Source organism: Hymenobacter aranciens (assembly GCF_030580865.1).
Classification (GTDB): domain Bacteria; phylum Bacteroidota; class Bacteroidia; order Cytophagales; family Hymenobacteraceae; genus Hymenobacter; species Hymenobacter aranciens.
The window spans coordinates 331,008-346,508 of record NZ_JAUQSY010000002.1 but is presented as its reverse complement, the minus strand read 5'-3'; the positions used below and the strand labels follow the sequence as shown (position 1 = coordinate 346,508).

8 protein-coding genes and 1 pseudogene are annotated in these 15,501 nt (G+C 70.2%); 6 read left to right on the top strand and 3 right to left on the bottom strand.

The annotated features are described in order from the left end of the window. Window positions 1-84 precede the first annotated feature (84 nt). From Q5H93_RS03695 to Q5H93_RS03685, 3 genes are all read left to right on the top strand, one after another. Window positions 85-2,364 (top strand): beta strand repeat-containing protein, encoded by a 2,280-nt coding sequence (locus Q5H93_RS03695; protein ID WP_305005137.1) that lies wholly within the window; start codon window positions 85-87, stop codon window positions 2,362-2,364. A 525-nt stretch (window positions 2,365-2,889) separates the two neighbouring features. Continuing rightward, window positions 2,890-3,531: a hypothetical protein gene (locus tag Q5H93_RS03690; protein WP_305005136.1), complete on the top strand. Its 642-nt coding sequence runs from the start codon at window positions 2,890-2,892 to the stop codon at window positions 3,529-3,531. 156 nt (window positions 3,532-3,687) lie between these two features. Further along, window positions 3,688-7,335, top strand: a complete 3,648-nt coding sequence (locus Q5H93_RS03685; protein ID WP_305005135.1) for a beta strand repeat-containing protein — start codon at window positions 3,688-3,690, stop codon at window positions 7,333-7,335. A gap of 216 nt (window positions 7,336-7,551) precedes the next feature. Here the strand turns inward: Q5H93_RS03685 and Q5H93_RS03680 are convergent, their stop codons facing one another. Next, window positions 7,552-7,953 (bottom strand): hypothetical protein, encoded by a 402-nt coding sequence (locus Q5H93_RS03680; RefSeq protein ID WP_305005134.1) that lies wholly within the window; start codon window positions 7,951-7,953, stop codon window positions 7,552-7,554. A 156-nt stretch (window positions 7,954-8,109) separates the two neighbouring features. On the opposite strand from Q5H93_RS03680, the gene Q5H93_RS03675 reads away from it, so the two are divergent. Next, window positions 8,110-11,532, top strand: coding sequence for a phage tail-like protein (locus Q5H93_RS03675; RefSeq protein WP_305005133.1), 3,423 nt, complete (start codon window positions 8,110-8,112; stop codon window positions 11,530-11,532). A 70-nt stretch (window positions 11,533-11,602) separates the two neighbouring features. Here Q5H93_RS03675 and Q5H93_RS03670 read toward each other — a convergent pair whose 3' ends face one another. Then, window positions 11,603-12,868, bottom strand: a complete 1,266-nt coding sequence (locus Q5H93_RS03670) for a hypothetical protein (RefSeq protein WP_305005132.1) — start codon at window positions 12,866-12,868, stop codon at window positions 11,603-11,605. Between the two features lie 171 nt (window positions 12,869-13,039). Here Q5H93_RS03670 and Q5H93_RS24125 point away from each other — a divergent pair. Next, window positions 13,040-13,471: pseudogene (locus Q5H93_RS24125) on the top strand (hypothetical protein); the annotation flags it as partial. A gap of 31 nt (window positions 13,472-13,502) precedes the next feature. After that, on the top strand, window positions 13,503-14,153 hold the full coding sequence (locus Q5H93_RS03665) for an NHL repeat-containing protein (RefSeq protein ID WP_305005131.1): 651 nt from the start codon (window positions 13,503-13,505) through the stop codon (window positions 14,151-14,153). Between the two features lie 19 nt (window positions 14,154-14,172). Here Q5H93_RS03665 and Q5H93_RS03660 read toward each other — a convergent pair whose 3' ends face one another. After that, the gene (locus Q5H93_RS03660; protein WP_305005130.1) at window positions 14,173-15,366 is read right to left on the bottom strand and encodes a hypothetical protein; all 1,194 of its coding nucleotides are present in this window, start codon (window positions 15,364-15,366) and stop codon (window positions 14,173-14,175) included. Window positions 15,367-15,501 lie beyond the last annotated feature (135 nt).

The window sequence follows — 15,501 nt, the reverse complement described above, 5'->3', positions numbered from 1 at the left end:
GCGGGGTACAGGCGCGGGCCGCCCGGCCGCCCGGCCCGGCGGCCGGGGGCTTGCCAAACGCAAAAAAAGCCCGACCTTTAGCCTATGAAACACCGTTTACTGCTGCCAGCGCTGCTGGCTGGCCTGCTGCCTGCTATGGCCCGGGCCCAGAGCGTGGGCGTGGGCACCGCCACGCCCGATGCTGCCGCCGCCCTCGACATCACGGCCACGGGCAAGGGCTTGCTCATCCCGCGCATGGACTCGGCCACCCGCGTGGCCATTGCCGCGCCGCCCGCCGGCCTCCTGGTGTACCAGACCAGCCCCCGCGCCGGCTTCTACTACCACACCGGGGCGGTCTGGGTGTTTATCCCCGACAAGGCCCGCGCCGGCGACAACCTCGGCAACCACACCGCCACCCAGGCCCTGAACCTGCAAGGCCAGGCCCTCACCGGCACCGGCGCCAGCGTGGGCACGGCCGTGGGTGTGGGCGTGCGGGCCGACGGCGGCCTCAACCTGGGCCAGAACACGGCCGGCAACAGCATCTACCTGGGCTACCGGGCGGGGGCGGGCAGCACCAACAGCAGCAGCAACGTGTACCTGGGCGTGAACAGCGGCGCGGCCAGCGGCGGCGGCAGCGGCAATACCTTCATGGGCAACAGCAGCGGCCAGTTCCTGACCTCGGGCAATGACAACGTGTTTAGTGGCTATCGCAGCGGCCAGGGCACGACCACCGGGAGCAACAACGCGTTTGTGGGCCAACGGAGCGGGGTGAGTAACGTGGGCGGGGGCGGCAACGTGTTTGTGGGCAGCAGTGCCGGCGACCAGAACACCAGCGGCAACAACAACGTGTTTGTGGGCATCAGCGCGGGGCAGGCCAACGTCACGGGTGGTAGCAACGTGGCCGTGGGCCAAAACGCCGGCCCCAACGTGGATGGCCTGACCAACACCGTGGCATTGGGCACCGCCGCCCGACCCACCCAAAGCAACACCATTGTGCTGGGCACCAGCCAACGCGTGGGCATCGGCACCACGACGCCCGCCCAGCGGCTCGATGTGAACGGGGCCGCCGTGGTGCGCGGCACCTTGCGCGTGGATGCCAACGGCACCAACGACGGCACTGGCAACAGCGCCACCGGCCTGTTCTTCGGGGCCTCGGGCGGCAGCAGCGAGTTTATTGCCAGCAAGCGCACCAGCGGCGGCAACCAAAATGGCCTCGACTTCTTCGCCGGTGGCCTCAACCGTGTCGCCATCACCAACGACGGTAGCGTGGGCATCGGCACCACCGCCCCCACGGCTATGCTCGACGTGGACGGCGGCGCCCGTCTGCGGGGGCTGACCACGGCCGGCGTGGTGACCACCGCTGCCGACGGCACCCTGGGCAGCGCCGCCGCCAGCACCCTGGGCGACAACCTGGGCAACCACACCGCCACCCAGCCCCTGACGCTGAACAACAATATGCTGCGCCTGCGCACCGCCAACGACAACAACCACGCCCTGACCTACAGCGCCACCTACGACGGCCCCCTGCTGTATGGCTACAGCGGCGGCGCGCTGGGCGCCACCACCGACGGCACCACCATCAGCCCGGCCCTGCGCTGGACGGGTGCCGGCAACGTGAGCCTGGGCCTGGCCGGCACCAACGCCGGCACCGGCCCCGACCTCTCCTTTGGCGGCGCGGGCTATGGCGAGGGCATCGGCTCGGCGCGGGCTGCGGGCAGCCCCAACCAGCTCGGCCTCGACTTCTACACCAGCAGCGTAAAGCGCCTTACCATCGGCAACGACGGCACGGTGAGCGTGGGCGTGGCCGGCACCAACACCGGCACCGCCCCCGACCTGGTGTTTGGCGGCAGCGGCACGGGCGAGGGCCTGGGCTCGGCCCGCAGCGCCGGCAACCCCAACCAGTACGGCCTCGACTTCTACACCGGCTTCGGCAAGCGCCTCAGCATTAGCAACAGTGGGAACGTGGGCGTGGGCACCACCGCCCCCAGCAGCACCCTGCAGGTGGCCGGCACGGTGGCCGTGGGCGTGGCCCGCAACCTGGCGGGCAGCGGCGCGGGCACGCGCTTCAGCAGCTACGCCGCCAGCTACCTCACCCTGGCCCCCACCGCCGGCAGCGACTACTACCTGCTGCCGGCCCCCGCCAGCTGCCCCGGCCGCGTGTACTACGTGCGCAACGTGACCAGCAGTGCCAACGGCGCCACTTACCCCTCGCGCCCGGCCTACCTGGGAGTGGAGGGCGGCGGCAACGTGTTCTTCGATGCGGCCGACGAAGGGAGCACCGGCGCCGCTACCTACACGCTCTACGCGGGCGGCAGCAGCAAGTCCGTCACCATCATCTCAGATGGCGTGAGCTGGACGGTGTTCCGCGCCGGCAACGCCAACTAGACGCCCCGGCCCGGCCGCCTTCGTCGCCCCCAGGCCAGCAGCCGTGCTCCCGTCGGGGGCACGGCTGTTGTCGTTAAGGGCCGGGACGGGCACGTGGTGGGCACGGGTGGGCAGCACGTGGGCATGGGTGGGCAGCACGTGGGCATGGGTGGGCAGCACGTGGGCATGGGTGGGCAGCACGTGGGCACGGATGGGCAGCACGTGGGCACGGATGGGCAGCACGTGGGCATGGGTGGGCAGCACGTGAGCACGGGTGGGCAGCACGTCAGCACGGTTGCGAACCACGTGAGCACGGTTGCGAACCACGTGGGCACGGGTGCGAACCACGTGGGCACGGGTGCGAACCATGTGGGCACGGGTGGGCAGTTACAGAGCCACTGTGCTCCTGCGCCGAACGGCCGTATTTCCCTCTTCAAGGCCCGTAGCAGTCGGGTATTGTCAAATAGCTGCGCATTGCCTACATTTGCTCGCGGGCAAGTGGGTTGCTTGCCTCATCTTCTCACCTTTACCCCCTTTTCTCACCGTATGGAACGGATTCAATACATTGCCTACAACTGGACGAACAAGCCTGACAAGTTCGTGACTGACCTGGGCACCCGGCTGCTGGGCAAATTCTACAACAACCCGGCCTATTCCAAGCCCCCCGTCACGGAGGAGGCGTTCAAGGAAAGCCTGCAAACCCTGACCACCGCCATCGGGCAGGTGAGCACGCGGGTGCTGGGCGCGGCCAAGGTGCGCGACCGCGCCCGGGCCGACTTTGAGGCCCTGCTGACCAGCAACGCCGACTACGCCGGCGCCACCACCCCCGCCCGCCCCGACCTCTGGGAAAGCGCCGGCTGGGAGCTCACCAAAGGCGAAACCAGCCCCCGCCCCCTGAGCCAGCCCGCCACCAACGTGCGCCTCGTGGATGGCCAGGCCCCCCTGACCCTGGAAGCCAGCTGCGACCAGCAGCCCGGCATGTACGGCTACCTCTGGCGCGTGCGCCCCCGCGACATGCCCGCCGAGCAGCTCGCCAAGGGCTTCTGCTACCGCACCGAAATCAGCCGCCTGGCCAGCGTCGTCATCGGCGGGCTCGATGCCGAGGTGGCCTACTGCGTGCAGTGCGCCCCCTGGAACGACACGGCCCCGCTGCAGTGGTCGGCGGCCGTCACGCGCATCGTGCAGTAGGTGGGGGCCGCACCCGGCTGCTCCCGTTGGGGGCGTCGGCGCGTGGGGCGGGGCCGGAAAAAATGACGCATTTGTGTCATTGCGCCGCGTGGCCGGGGCACCGTGCTTTGTGGCGTCGCCGCGCCCCATGCAACCCGCGGCGGCAACTACTCTGCTATGACAGCATCTCTCCTCCTTGCCCGCCGCCTCGGCGCGGCCTTCCTGCTCACGCTGCCCTTCGGCGCCCTGGCCCAGGGGCCGGGCGTGGGCATCGGCACCACCACCCCCAATGCCTCGGCCGCGCTCGACGTGAGCAGCACCAGCAAGGGCCTGCTGCCCCCGCGCATGACCCTGGCCCAGCGCAACGCCATCAACCCGGCCAGTACGGCGGCGGGCCTCACCATCTATAATACGACCACCAGCAAGCTCAACACCTGGAACGGCAGTCGTTGGGAGGAATTAATAGGCGGCAGCCAGCCGGCCAACCTGGGGGCGGCCGCGAACTTCAACGTCCCGGGGCAGTATACCTACACCGTGCCCAACAACGTGACGGCCCTGACCGTGGACGCGGCCGGGGCCGCCGGGGGGAGCAGCAACACCACCAACAACGTGGGCCGGGGGGCGCGGGTGCAGGCCACGCTGGCGGTGACGCCGGGCGAGGTGTTGACCGTGTACGTGGGTGGGACCGGAGCTACTACGGCGGGCGGCTACAACGGCGGCGGCACCGGTACCGATAGCGGCACGGGCTTCGTGTCCGGGGGCGGGGGGGGCGCCAGCGATGTGCGCCGCTCGGCCACGGCGCCCAGCACCAGCCTGGCCGAGCGCCTGCTGGTGGCCGCCGGGGGTGGGGGCAGCGGCTACTACACCAACGGCGGCGGGGGCGGCGCCCCCAACGGGGCCAGCGGCGGCGCTTTTGTCAATTCCACGCCAGGCCAGGGCGCTACGCAAACGGCGGGTGGCAGCACGGGCGGCACGCTGGGGCAGGGGGGCAACGCCATAGGAACCAGCAGCGGCGGCGGCGGCGGCGGCTACTACGGCGGCGGCGGGGGCAGTGGCTTGGCGGGTGGGGGCGGCGGTTCGAGCTGGGTGACGCCCACTGGCAGCGACGACGTGGTGATGACAGCCTCCTATCAGGCCGGGGCCGGCAGCATCACCCTCACCCCCAGCCGGGGCCTCGCCGCCCCGGTCCTGGACGGCAGCAACATCGTGAACCTCCCCGCTGGCCCCGGCGACAACCTGGGCAACCACACCGCCACCCAAAACCTCAACCTGGGTCCCAACCTGCTGGTGGGCAATGGCGGCAGCACCGGCCTGGCCGTGGGCAGCACCGGCAACGTGGGCATCGGCACCACCAGCACTCCCAGCCAGAAGCTGGAAGTGCTGGGCAATATTAAAGTGACCGGCACCGGCAACGGCCTCACCTTCCCCGACGGCACCACCCAGACCACCGCCGCCGGGGGCGGCACCGTGACGGCCAGCAACGGCCTCACCAAAACCGGCTCCGACATTGCCCTGGGCGGCACGCTCACCAAGAATACCACCCTCAACGCCGCCGGCTTCAACCTCAACCTAGCCGGCACCGGCAACGTGGGCATCGGCACGGGCACCAGCCCCAGCGCCAAGCTCACGGTGCAGCCCGCCACCAATGCCGAGGTGGGCCTGCGCATCACCAACGGCGTGGCCGACGGCACGGCCATCAGCGGCAACATCGTGCTCCAGACCCTGACCGGCGGCGACAGCGGCTTCAGCTTCCTGGGCTTTAATGGCAGCAATGCCAGCGGCGAAACCCGCTACAGCACCAGCAAGAACCGCTGGCGCCTGGGCGTGGACCAGCGCGGCAGCGCCGACGGCTTCTTCCTGGAGTCCTTCGACGGCACCACTGGCGTGAACGTGCTGCGCGCCACCACCAGCGGCAACGTGGGCATCGGCACCGCCAGCCCCGCGCAGAAGCTCGACGTGGCCGGCAGCGCCACCGTGAGCGGCAGCCTGGGCATCGGCACGAGCAGCCCCGCCAGCCGCCTGGCTGTGCAGGCCGCCGACAACAGCACCAACCCCATCGCCACTTTCCAGCCCCTGAACGAGACGCAGGGCGTGAGCCTGACGTACGACGGCATCCGCAAGACCGGCAGCAACGCCACCAGCACCCTGACCCTGGACGGCAAGAGCAACGGCAATATTGTGCTGCACACCGGCGGCACCAACGGCAGCACCGGCAACGTGGGCATCGGCACCACCACGCCGGCGCAGAAGCTCGACGTGGCGGGCAGCGCCACCGTCAGCGGCAGCGTGGGCATCGGCAGCAGCGCGCCCGGGGAGAAGCTGGAAGTGGCCGGCAGCGTGTATACCAACGCCGAGAACAGCGGCCTCATCGTGGACGCGGGCGGCAGCCGGCGCGTGGGCCTGATGAAGTACGCCAACCGCGAGGCCGGCATCTGGCGCGTGGCCGGGCAGGACTTTGAGATTGGCCGCAGCAACCGCACGAGCCTCACCGACGTGAGCAGCGGCACCACCCTCACCACCGACCTCATCGTAGATGGCAGCGGCAACGTGGGCCTGGGCACCACCGCCCCGGCCGTGCGCCTGCACGTGGCCGGCACCGCCGGCACCCCCAACGTGCGCCTCGAAAGCCTGGGCGGCACCGGCGCCCGCATGGTGACGGCCGACGCCAGCGGCAATCTGGCCACCCAGGCCATCCCAACCAATACCGACGCCCAGACCCTGACCATCACGGGCTCGACCCTGAGCATCAGCGGGGGCAACAGCGTGACGCTGCCCAGCGGCAGCGGCGCCGGCGACAACCTCGGCAACCACACCGCCACCCAGGCCCTGAACCTGGGCGCCAACGCCCTCACCGGCACCGGCGCCAGCATCAGCGGCATCGGGGTGGGCATCACGGACAAGGGCGGGCTGAACCTGGGCCAGAACATCACCGGCAACGGCATCTTCCTGGGGTATCAGGCGGGCATCAACAACACGCCCAACACCGGCACCACCCCCCAGCAGGGCACCCTCAACCAGTTCGTGGGCTACCAGGCGGGCCCCAACAACACCACCGGCCGCCAGAACGTGTTTGCGGGCTACCAGGCAGGGTTCTACAATACCAGCGGCAGCACCAACACCTTCACCGGCCTGCAGAGCGGCCTGAGCAACACCACCGGCAGCAACAACACCTTTAGCGGGGCGCAGAGCGGCTACTACAACGACGGCGGCAACCAGAACGTGTTTACGGGCGTGCAGAGCGGCCTGGGCACCACCAGCGGCAGCAGCAACGCGTTCTATGGCACCCTGAGTGGGCAGTATAACACCACCGGCAACCGCAACACCGCCCTGGGCACCAACAGCGGCCCGGCCAGCGGCAGCACCAACCTCAGCAACACCACCGCCATCGGGGCCGATGCCGTGGTGACGGCCAGCAACTCCGTGGTGCTGGGCAACAACGCCAACGTGGGCATCGGCACCAGCGCCCCCGCCACCAAGCTCGACGTGAACGGCAACCTGCGCCTGGCCGTGCGTACCCTGCCCACCGGCCCGCCGCCCGCCGCCACGGTGCTGCTCGGCGCCGCCGACGTGGCCTTCAGCATCTACCGCACCACGCCCGGCACCGGCAACTACGTGGCCGGCCTGCGCCTGCCCGATGCCGCTACCGGTGGCCAGGTGCTCGGGCAGCAGTTCACCATCCTCAACACCGCCACCGAGAGCACGCTCACCATTGAGGGCACCAACACCGACAACACCGCCGCCGTGGTGCTGGCCGCCGCCGGCCAGGCCGGCACGCACGGCGTGATGTACATCTGGGGCGGCAGCGCCTGGGTGCGGGTGCAGTAGGGGGCAGTTGGGCTCGTTTAAATGGTGGCCACGTCGTGCAAGCGGCGTGGCCATTTTTTGTGTACCCGTGCTCACCACGTGGTGGAAAGCCGTCGGCACGTGGTGGGCACGGTTGCGCACATGGTGCGCACGGGTGGGCACGTGGTGGGCATGGTTGCGCACGTGGTGGGCACGGGTGGGCACGTGGTAGGCATGGTTGCGCACGTAGTGACCATGCTAGCCGGGGCTGCCGGCCAGGCTGGCAAACTCCGCCAGCACCCGGGCCACAAACTGCTGCTGCCCCGGGCTGAAGGGCTGCAGGCGCGCCAGCTGCTGCTGCCACTGCGCCAGCTCTTCGGCGGGCGTGAGGTCGTAGCGCCACTGGGGGCGACCTTCCACCAGCTCCAGCAGCGGGCCGGCCAGCTGCCACACGTGGCCCAGCAGGTGCTCGTCGGTGGGCAGGCGCAGCAGGCTGGTGCCCTCGTCGCCCACGGCCGCCCGCAGAAAGGTGCCCCGGAAGTAGCACAGCGTGCGCGAGCCCTCCTTATCGGCCGAGAAAAGGGCGTAGGCCCCGCTCTTGAGACGGTCGAGCAGCTGCTGGCGGCACTGGGCCACGGTGGCGGGTGGGGGAGGAGGCATGGGAAAGGACGGATGGTGGTGCTGCTGCAAAGAAACGCAACGGCCACCCGGCAGAAGGAAAAATGACGCATTTGCGTCATTGCGCCGCGTGGCCGGGGCGCCGTGCTTTGCAGCGCCGCGGCGCCCCATGCAACCCGCCGCGGAAACCCGCTTGCTATGATAACACCTTTCCGCATTGGCCGCCCCCTGGGGCTGGCTTTCCTGCTGGCCCTGCCCTTCGGCGCGCTGGCCCAAACCGGCGTCGGCATCGGCACCACCGCGCCCGATGCCTCGGCGGCCCTCGACATTGTGAGCTCCACCAAGGGCGCGCTGCTGCCCCGCGTGGCCTCGGCCGCCGCGCTGGCTACGCCCGCCACGGGCCTGCTGGTGTTTCAGACCGGCGCCCCGGCGGGCTTTTACTACAACGCCGGCGATGCCACCACCCCGAAGTGGCTGCGCCTCACCGATTCGGCGGGCCTGAGCTACGACCCCGCCACCGGCCTGCAGGTGGGCCCCGGCCCGGTGGGCACCGGCCTGGTGACGGTGGGCACCGGCGGCAGCACCGCCGCGCTCTACCAGGGCTCCGCCACCGATGCCCGCCACCAGTTCCTGTACCGCGCCGCCGACCTGACGGCTGCCGGGCTGGTGGCCGGCCCCATCAACTCGCTGGCTTTCTTCGTGGCCGTGAAAAACTCCACGCTGCCCTTCCCGAACTTCACCATCAAGGTGGGCCACACCACGGCCACCACCGCCACCGGGGCCATGCTGGCCACCAGCACGGTGTTTACGGGCCCCGTGACGACCGTGCCGGGCTGGAACACGCACCCCTTCAGCACGCCCTTCGTGTGGGACGGCACGAGCAACCTGGTCATCGAAACCTGCTTCGACAATACGGCGGCCATCTCCGACGACCTCGGCCTCTACACTCCCGCCAGCTACCAGGGCGTCCGGACCCTGGCTAAAGCCAACGACGCCGGTTGCGCGCTGCTGACTACCACCAGCGGCGTGACCAACAGCCCCAGCAATACCACGCCCAACGTGCGCTTCGGGCAGGCCAGCCCCGGCAGCTACGCCCTGCCGGCGGTGGCGGGCGTGGCCGGGCAGGTGCTCACCCAGCAGGCCAACGGCAGCGTGGCCTTCCAGGACGCGCAATGGACGCAGAGCGGCACCAGCCTCTTCCCCACCAATCCGGCCAGCCGGGTGGGCCTGGGCGGCAGCGCCGCCCCGGCGGCCAAGCTCGAAATCCAGGGCGGGGCCGAGAGCAACGGCACGAACGACCCCGTGGCGCTGGCCTTTAGCTGGCGCGGGGTGGGCCTGCGCCACTTCGTGCGCTCGCGGCACAGCGTCAGCCCCGCCTCGGGCGGCGGCAACTCCCTCGACTTCTACCTCAACAGCAGCTCTTCGCCCACCGGCAGCACGGCCCCCGGCACGGGCAACATCCACGTGCTGACGATTGAAAACGCCCTCAACAGCCCCCGCGTCGGCATCGGCACCACCACCCCCAGCACCGCCCTCGACGTGAACGGCAACGCGCGCATCCGCACCCTGGCCGGCAACGATACCCGCCTGCCCGTGGTGCTGCCCGACGGCACCCTGAGCGTGAGCCCGCCCGTGTACACCGCCACCCCCGGCGGCGCCAACGTGGCCAGCGGCACCATTGCCACGGCCACCGGCCCGCTGGGCCTCACCGTGAGCGGCACCACGGCCTACGTGGTGGGGGGCGCCAATACCCTGCAGCTGTTCGACGTGAGCAACCCCACGGCCATGACCCTGCTCGGCAGCGTGGCCACCGATGTGCTGCCCTTCAACGTGGTGGTGAGCGGCACCACGGCCTACGTGGTGAACCAGACCAGCCGCACCCTGCAGGTGTTTGACGTGAGCAACCCGGCCGCCCCGGCCCTGCTCGGCAGCGCGGCCACCGCCAATGCCCCCATCAGCCTGGCCGTGAGCGGCACCAGGGTGTACGTGGTGAACAACGCCAGCAACAGCCTGCAGGTGTTTGACGTGGCCACGCCTGCCGCCCCGGTGCTGGTGGGTACCGTGGCCACGGCCAACACCCCCTACAGCGTGGCCGTGAGCGGCACCACGGTGTACGTGACCGGCTATGCCAACCTGCTCCAGGTATTCAATGCCGCTAACCCGGCCGCGCCGGTGCTGCAGGGCAGCGTGGCCACCGGCACCGCCAGCCTCAACGTGGCCGTGAGCGGCACCACGGTGTACGTGGTGAACTACAACGCCAACACCTTCCAGACCTTCGACGTGAGCAACCCGGCGGCGCCGGTGCTGCTGGCCACCCGGCCCACCGGCGGCCAGCCCCACGGCGTGGCCGTGAGCGGCACCCGCGCCTACGTGGTGAACCGCAGCAGCAACACCCTGCAAACCTTCGACGTGACCGACCCGGCCGCGCCGGTGTCGCTCGGCATCGTAACCACCGGCAGCCAGCCTTACCTGGTGGCGGCCAGCGGCCCCACGGCCTACGTCATCAACAACGGGGGCAACACCCTGCAGGCCTTTGGCCCGCCCGCGCCGCCGCGCACCGTGGCCGTGAACAACGACGGCTCCTTTGCCTCGTACCCGCTGCCCAGCGGCCTCGACTTCATCGAAAACCAGAGCGCCACCAACCAGGCCGCTTCCTTCCGCATCACCGGCAACGGCCTGGTGGCGGGCAACGTGGGCGTGGGCACCAACACGCCCACCCAGAAGCTGGACGTGCGCTCGGCCGATGGCTCGGCCCGCATTGTGGTGGGCACCGCGGCCAACACCGGCGGCGGCCTGGTGCTGGGCAACACCGGCCACGGCCTGCAGCGCGGCTTCCCCACCCTCAGCGCCAACAACCACGTGGGCCTCTACACCACCAGCGGCAACGTGTACCTGTCGACCAACGGGGCCACTACCGGCGAGTTTGAGCTGGCCGGCGGCACGGTGAGCATCGGCGGCGAGCTGCGCACCCAGAACCCCGCCAACCGCCTGCGCCGGGCCACCACCCCGCAGAGCGTCGCCGACCAGTTCGACGGGGGGAGCAGCGGGGTGCACCTCAGCAACAACGAGAATGAGGAGGGCGGCTTCTGGGCCAACGGCGAATACGCCGCCATCTACAGTCCCGGCGACAACGACTTGGTCAAGTTCCTCGACGAGGACGGCTTCAACGGCGGCGGCACCGCGTACGACAATGGCGCCCTGAAGGCCCGTATCGACGGTAGCGGCCAGTACTTCCAGGTGTCGGATGCCAAGGCCAAGCACGACATCACGCCCATTGCCGACGGCCTGCGCAAGCTCACCGCCCTGAGCGGCTACACTTACGCCTTCAACCTGCTGCCCAACGAGGCGGAGAAGGGCCAGAAAGCCCAGCGCGCCGCCGGGGTGCTGGCCCAGGAGGTGGAGCAGGTGCTGCCCGAAGCCGTGAGCCAGCAGGACGGCCACTACATGGTGAACTACGCCGCCCTCACGCCCCTCTTCATTCAGGCCATGAAGGAGCTGAAGGCCGAGAACGACGCCCTCAAGGCCCGCGTGGCCACGGCCGAGGCCCAGGCGGCGGCGGCCACCAAGGCCTTCGAGGCCCGGCTGCGGGCCCTGGAGGCCGGCGGGCCGGCGCGCAAGTAGCTCAGGGCGGCGCCAGCGCGGGGCCTTGCCCACGGAAGAAGCCGCCGGTCGCCAGGTGCCGGCGGCCCGGTCAGAAGTTGAAGTCGCGCGGCTCGCCGGCCAGCTCGCGGCCGCGCAGGATAAACTTGGGCTGGTAGGTTTCTTCCTCGGCCCAGTCCAGCTCCTCGAACGGCTGGCGGTCGCCGTACACCCTGGGGCCCGTGACGGGCAGGCCCAGCGCCCGGCTTTGTTCCTGCTCCTGCCACACCTCGGCCAGCACCTCGGCCAGCTGGTGCCCCCAGGCCCGCATGCCGGCGGCTATCACCGCCTGCCGCCAGTCGGCGTGGGCGGCGATGGGCCACGGCGCTGTCTGGCTTTCCAGGGCGCGCTCTATCCAGTGGGTGGCCTCGTAGAGGTAGCCGTTGCGGCGGCGCCAGTCGGCGCGCTCGGCATCGTACCAGCGCAGCAGGCGCGGCAGCTCAGCGGGGTCTTCAAACTGCTGGAAATACCGGCGCTCCTTGCCCATGATAAACGGGTGCCACGGCAGGCTGGCGGCCATATCGCCGCGGGCGCGCTGGGCGGCCAGCTTCTCGGCTTTGTCGGCTTCGGTGAGGCCGATGTAGTACGCTTCCTTCTCGCCGCGCACGTCGGGCAGAGCCAGCAGCGAGCCCGCGCCGGTGGCCGCGTCGTGGTAGCGGTACCACGCCGGCAGGGTGCGGCGGGCCCGGGTCTCGGCCGCTTCGTAGCCGTCGTCGGCCTCGTCCTCGTTGTGGTCGTCGTCGTCCGGGCCTTCCTCGTCGCCTTCGGCGGCCCGCCGGAAGGTGTCGTAGTCCTGCCACGCCCAGTTGCGGCTGGGCTCGTAGGCGTCGGAGCGCAGGTAATCCTCGTACAGGGCCACCTCGTCGGCCGTGATGGGCGGCAGCCACGGGCAGTGCTCAATGTACTTCTCCCACTGCCGGAACTCCTCGGTGTGGCGCACGCCGGGCAGCGTGAGTTGCTCGGCCCGCCAGCGGCACTGCAGGTCAAACAGCTTCTTCTGCTGAATCTCCCACAGGTCGTGGGCCGCCGCCTCGCGCAGCTCCACGAAGCGCGCGCCGGTATGCTTCAGCAGCATGGGGCCTTTGATGTAAGCGGCGGCCTTGGCGTTGGCGTACATGCGGGCCACGAGCGGCGGGCTTTGGGCGAAGTACGGCGTCATGGCCTCGGCAAAGGCCGGCTGCGCCAGCAGCTCGGCCTCAAACAGGCGCGCCAGGGCGTTGAGGTCGCGCTTGGTCTGGGCTTCTTTGATGTAGGCGGCCCGCGCCTCGGGCGTGCCCGGCAGCAGGGAGTCGGCGGAGGGGGGAGGCAGGTCTTCCATAAGATGGGGGTAGGCGCCTCACTGGCAAAGCGCGCCTAAATGTAGTAGCTGGGCCGCAGAATGCCCAAGGGGGCAGCCGGGGAGGGGCCGGCGCGGCGGTAGCCTGGCGCGGCGTCGTACCTTTGCCCGGCTGGCCGGAGTCGTGCGCTCCGGTCAAACTTCCTGGCACTGATGACTGTCTGCCTCCGTCTGACCTGCCATCTTTGGCTGGTGCTGCTGGCGCTGTTAGCGGCCCCTCGCGCTCGTGCCCAGCCGGGCAGGGTGCCCGCCAACCGGGGGCAGGTAAGCACGCTGGCGGGTAAGGCCGGCGACGCCTCCTATTTTGACGGCCCGGGCCCGGCCGCCCGCTTCAACGGCCCCGCCGGGGTGGCCGTGGACGCGGCGGGCACGGTGTACGTGTGCGACTCGCAAAACCAGGCCATCCGCAAAATCACCCGGGCAGGCGTGGTGAGCTCCCTGGCCGGGGCGTCGGACAACCAAGCGGGCGCACCGGGCCGAATCGGCCGTACCGACGGTGTCGGGGCCGCCGCCAGCTTTCACAATCCGACCGCCGTGGCGGTGGACGCGACGGGTACCCTGTACGTGGCCGATAGCTACAACAACAGCATCCGCAAAATCACGGCGGCGGGGGGAGGTGACGACCCTGGCGGGTACGGTCCGTTACAAGGGCAGCGTCGATGGCACCGGCACGGTGGTGCGTTTCAACCACCCCACTGGTGTGGCCGTGGATGCGGCGGGCACTGTGTACGTGGCCGACTGCTACAACCACACCATCCGCAGGATTACGCCCGCCGGGGTAGTGAGCACCCTGGCGGGTTCGGCCGGTGAGCCCGGCAGCGCCGACGGCGTGGGCGCGGCCGCCCGTTTCTACCGCCCTTACGGCGTGGCCATGGATGCGGCGGGCACCCTGTACGTGAGTGACTCGGATAACCACACTATCCGCAAAATCACGGCCGCCGGGGTGGTGAGCACGCTGGCGGGTTCGGCCGATGAGCATGGCAGTGCCGATGGCGCGGGCGCGGCGGCCCGCTTCAACAACCCCCTGGGCGTGGCCGTGACCGCGGCGGGCACGGTATACGTGGCAGAACCGGACAACTACACCATCCGCAAAATAACTCCCGCCGGGGTGGTAACTACGCTGGCCGGGGCGGCGGGCGACCTGGGCTGGGTGGATGGCCAGGGAAAGAAGGCCCGCTTCTTCATGCCCTATAGTGTGGCCGTGGACGCGGCGGGCACGGTGTACGTGGCCGAATATGGCAACCACACCATCCGGGTTATCCGGTAGCTGTGCCGCCGGTGGCCGCCTACAGCCCCCGCACCCGCAGCAGGCGCTGGAGCGGGCTGCCCGGGCGCAGCAGCGGGCCCACCTCGGCCCAGGTCAGCTCGCGGCCGTAGCCGTAGCTGTCTTCCGGCGTTGGGTCCCCGTAGCACGCCGTCCAGCCTTGCGGCGTCAGCTCGAAGCCCTCGTTGGGCAGCGCCAGCAGCGGGCCGTGCCGCCAGTGGTCGCGGTGGCGGGCGTAGGCGGTGTCGGCCAGCGCCCGGCGCGTGAGCAGCTCCTGCAATTGGCGCCGGCCGCCGGGCCGCAGCTGGTCCAGCAGACGCAGCTCGCGGCCGCTGCGCAGGTCGTAGAGCCGGCGGTAGGCGCTTTGAATGTAGTAGCGCGGCCCCGACTCCTTTATCCAGAAGACCGTGCAGGCCAGCAGCTCGGCCTCGTTGAGGGTCACGTCGAGGGATTCCTCGTCGGTGTTTAACTCGCCGATGTGGGCCAGCAGCCGCTGGCAGGCCCGCTGCCGGGCGGCGGGGGGCGGGCATTGCAGCCGGGCCCGGGCGGGCCGCAGCGTGTCGGGCCCGAGCAGGTGAAGGTAATCCCGGGATACCCGCCCCGTGGCAGGCGCGTCGTCCCGCCCGTCGCCGGTGTCGCTTTCCTCGCGCAGGATTTCATAGCGCACGCCGTCGGTGTAGCTTTCGTGCAGGCGCACCGGCAGCCACCGCCGCTGGCCGGGCTGGCGGCACCAGCCACTGAGCAGCGGCCCGCCGGGCGGCTGGTCGGCGCAGAGCACGGCAATGCGTTCGTAGTACTGCCCTACTATCGCGGAGTGCCAGGTTTCCAGCGTCTGCGCGGGCGGGAAGGTGTGGGCCTCGCCCAGCGTGCCGGTTTCGCCCGTGGCGCGGTAGTAGAAGTAGCCGCTGAACTTCGGCGTCGGATACCACTGCTCCTTAATGTACACGTTTTCTTCCAGCCACAGGTTGATTTCGGCCAGCACCGGGCGGCCATCCACCGTGCCTTCGTAGCGGCGGTAGCCGAGCTGGGCGGCGGTGGGCAGCTCGGGGGGCGTTGGCAGCTGGGGAGGCGCCGGGGGCGCGGGGGCCACGGTTGGCGTCTGCCGGGTGGTGGCGGCCGGCTCGCAGCCGGCGGCCGCCGCCAGCCCGGCTAGCAGGGCCAGCCGCAGCCCCCGGCGGCGGCGGCTGGCAAGTGAGGGGAGGAGTGGCGCATTCATGGGGCCAAGGTACGTGACAGGCCCGCTGGATTTATTGTGGCGCAGGCTTGCCCGTCAGGCCATTTTGGAGTAGGGGAGTATACCGATGAGTTGGCATTTCTTGTCGAACTTGCCGGCCCAATCCATACTTTTCCC

What these genes read in the sequence shown, in the direction of transcription:
- Q5H93_RS03695 (WP_305005137.1), top strand. Translation starts at nt 85, where the DNA reads ATGAAACACCGTTTACTGCTGCCAGCGCTGCTGGCTGGCCTGCTGCCT.
- Q5H93_RS03690 (WP_305005136.1), top strand. Translation starts at nt 2,890, where the DNA reads ATGGAACGGATTCAATACATTGCCTACAACTGGACGAACAAGCCTGAC.
- Q5H93_RS03685 (WP_305005135.1), top strand. Translation starts at nt 3,688, where the DNA reads ATGACAGCATCTCTCCTCCTTGCCCGCCGCCTCGGCGCGGCCTTCCTG.
- Q5H93_RS03680 (WP_305005134.1), bottom strand. Translation starts at nt 7,953, where the DNA reads ATGCCTCCTCCCCCACCCGCCACCGTGGCCCAGTGCCGCCAGCAGCTG.
- Q5H93_RS03675 (WP_305005133.1), top strand. Translation starts at nt 8,110, where the DNA reads ATGATAACACCTTTCCGCATTGGCCGCCCCCTGGGGCTGGCTTTCCTG.
- Q5H93_RS03670 (WP_305005132.1), bottom strand. Translation starts at nt 12,868, where the DNA reads ATGGAAGACCTGCCTCCCCCCTCCGCCGACTCCCTGCTGCCGGGCACG.
- Q5H93_RS03660 (WP_305005130.1), bottom strand. Translation starts at nt 15,366, where the DNA reads ATGAATGCGCCACTCCTCCCCTCACTTGCCAGCCGCCGCCGCCGGGGG.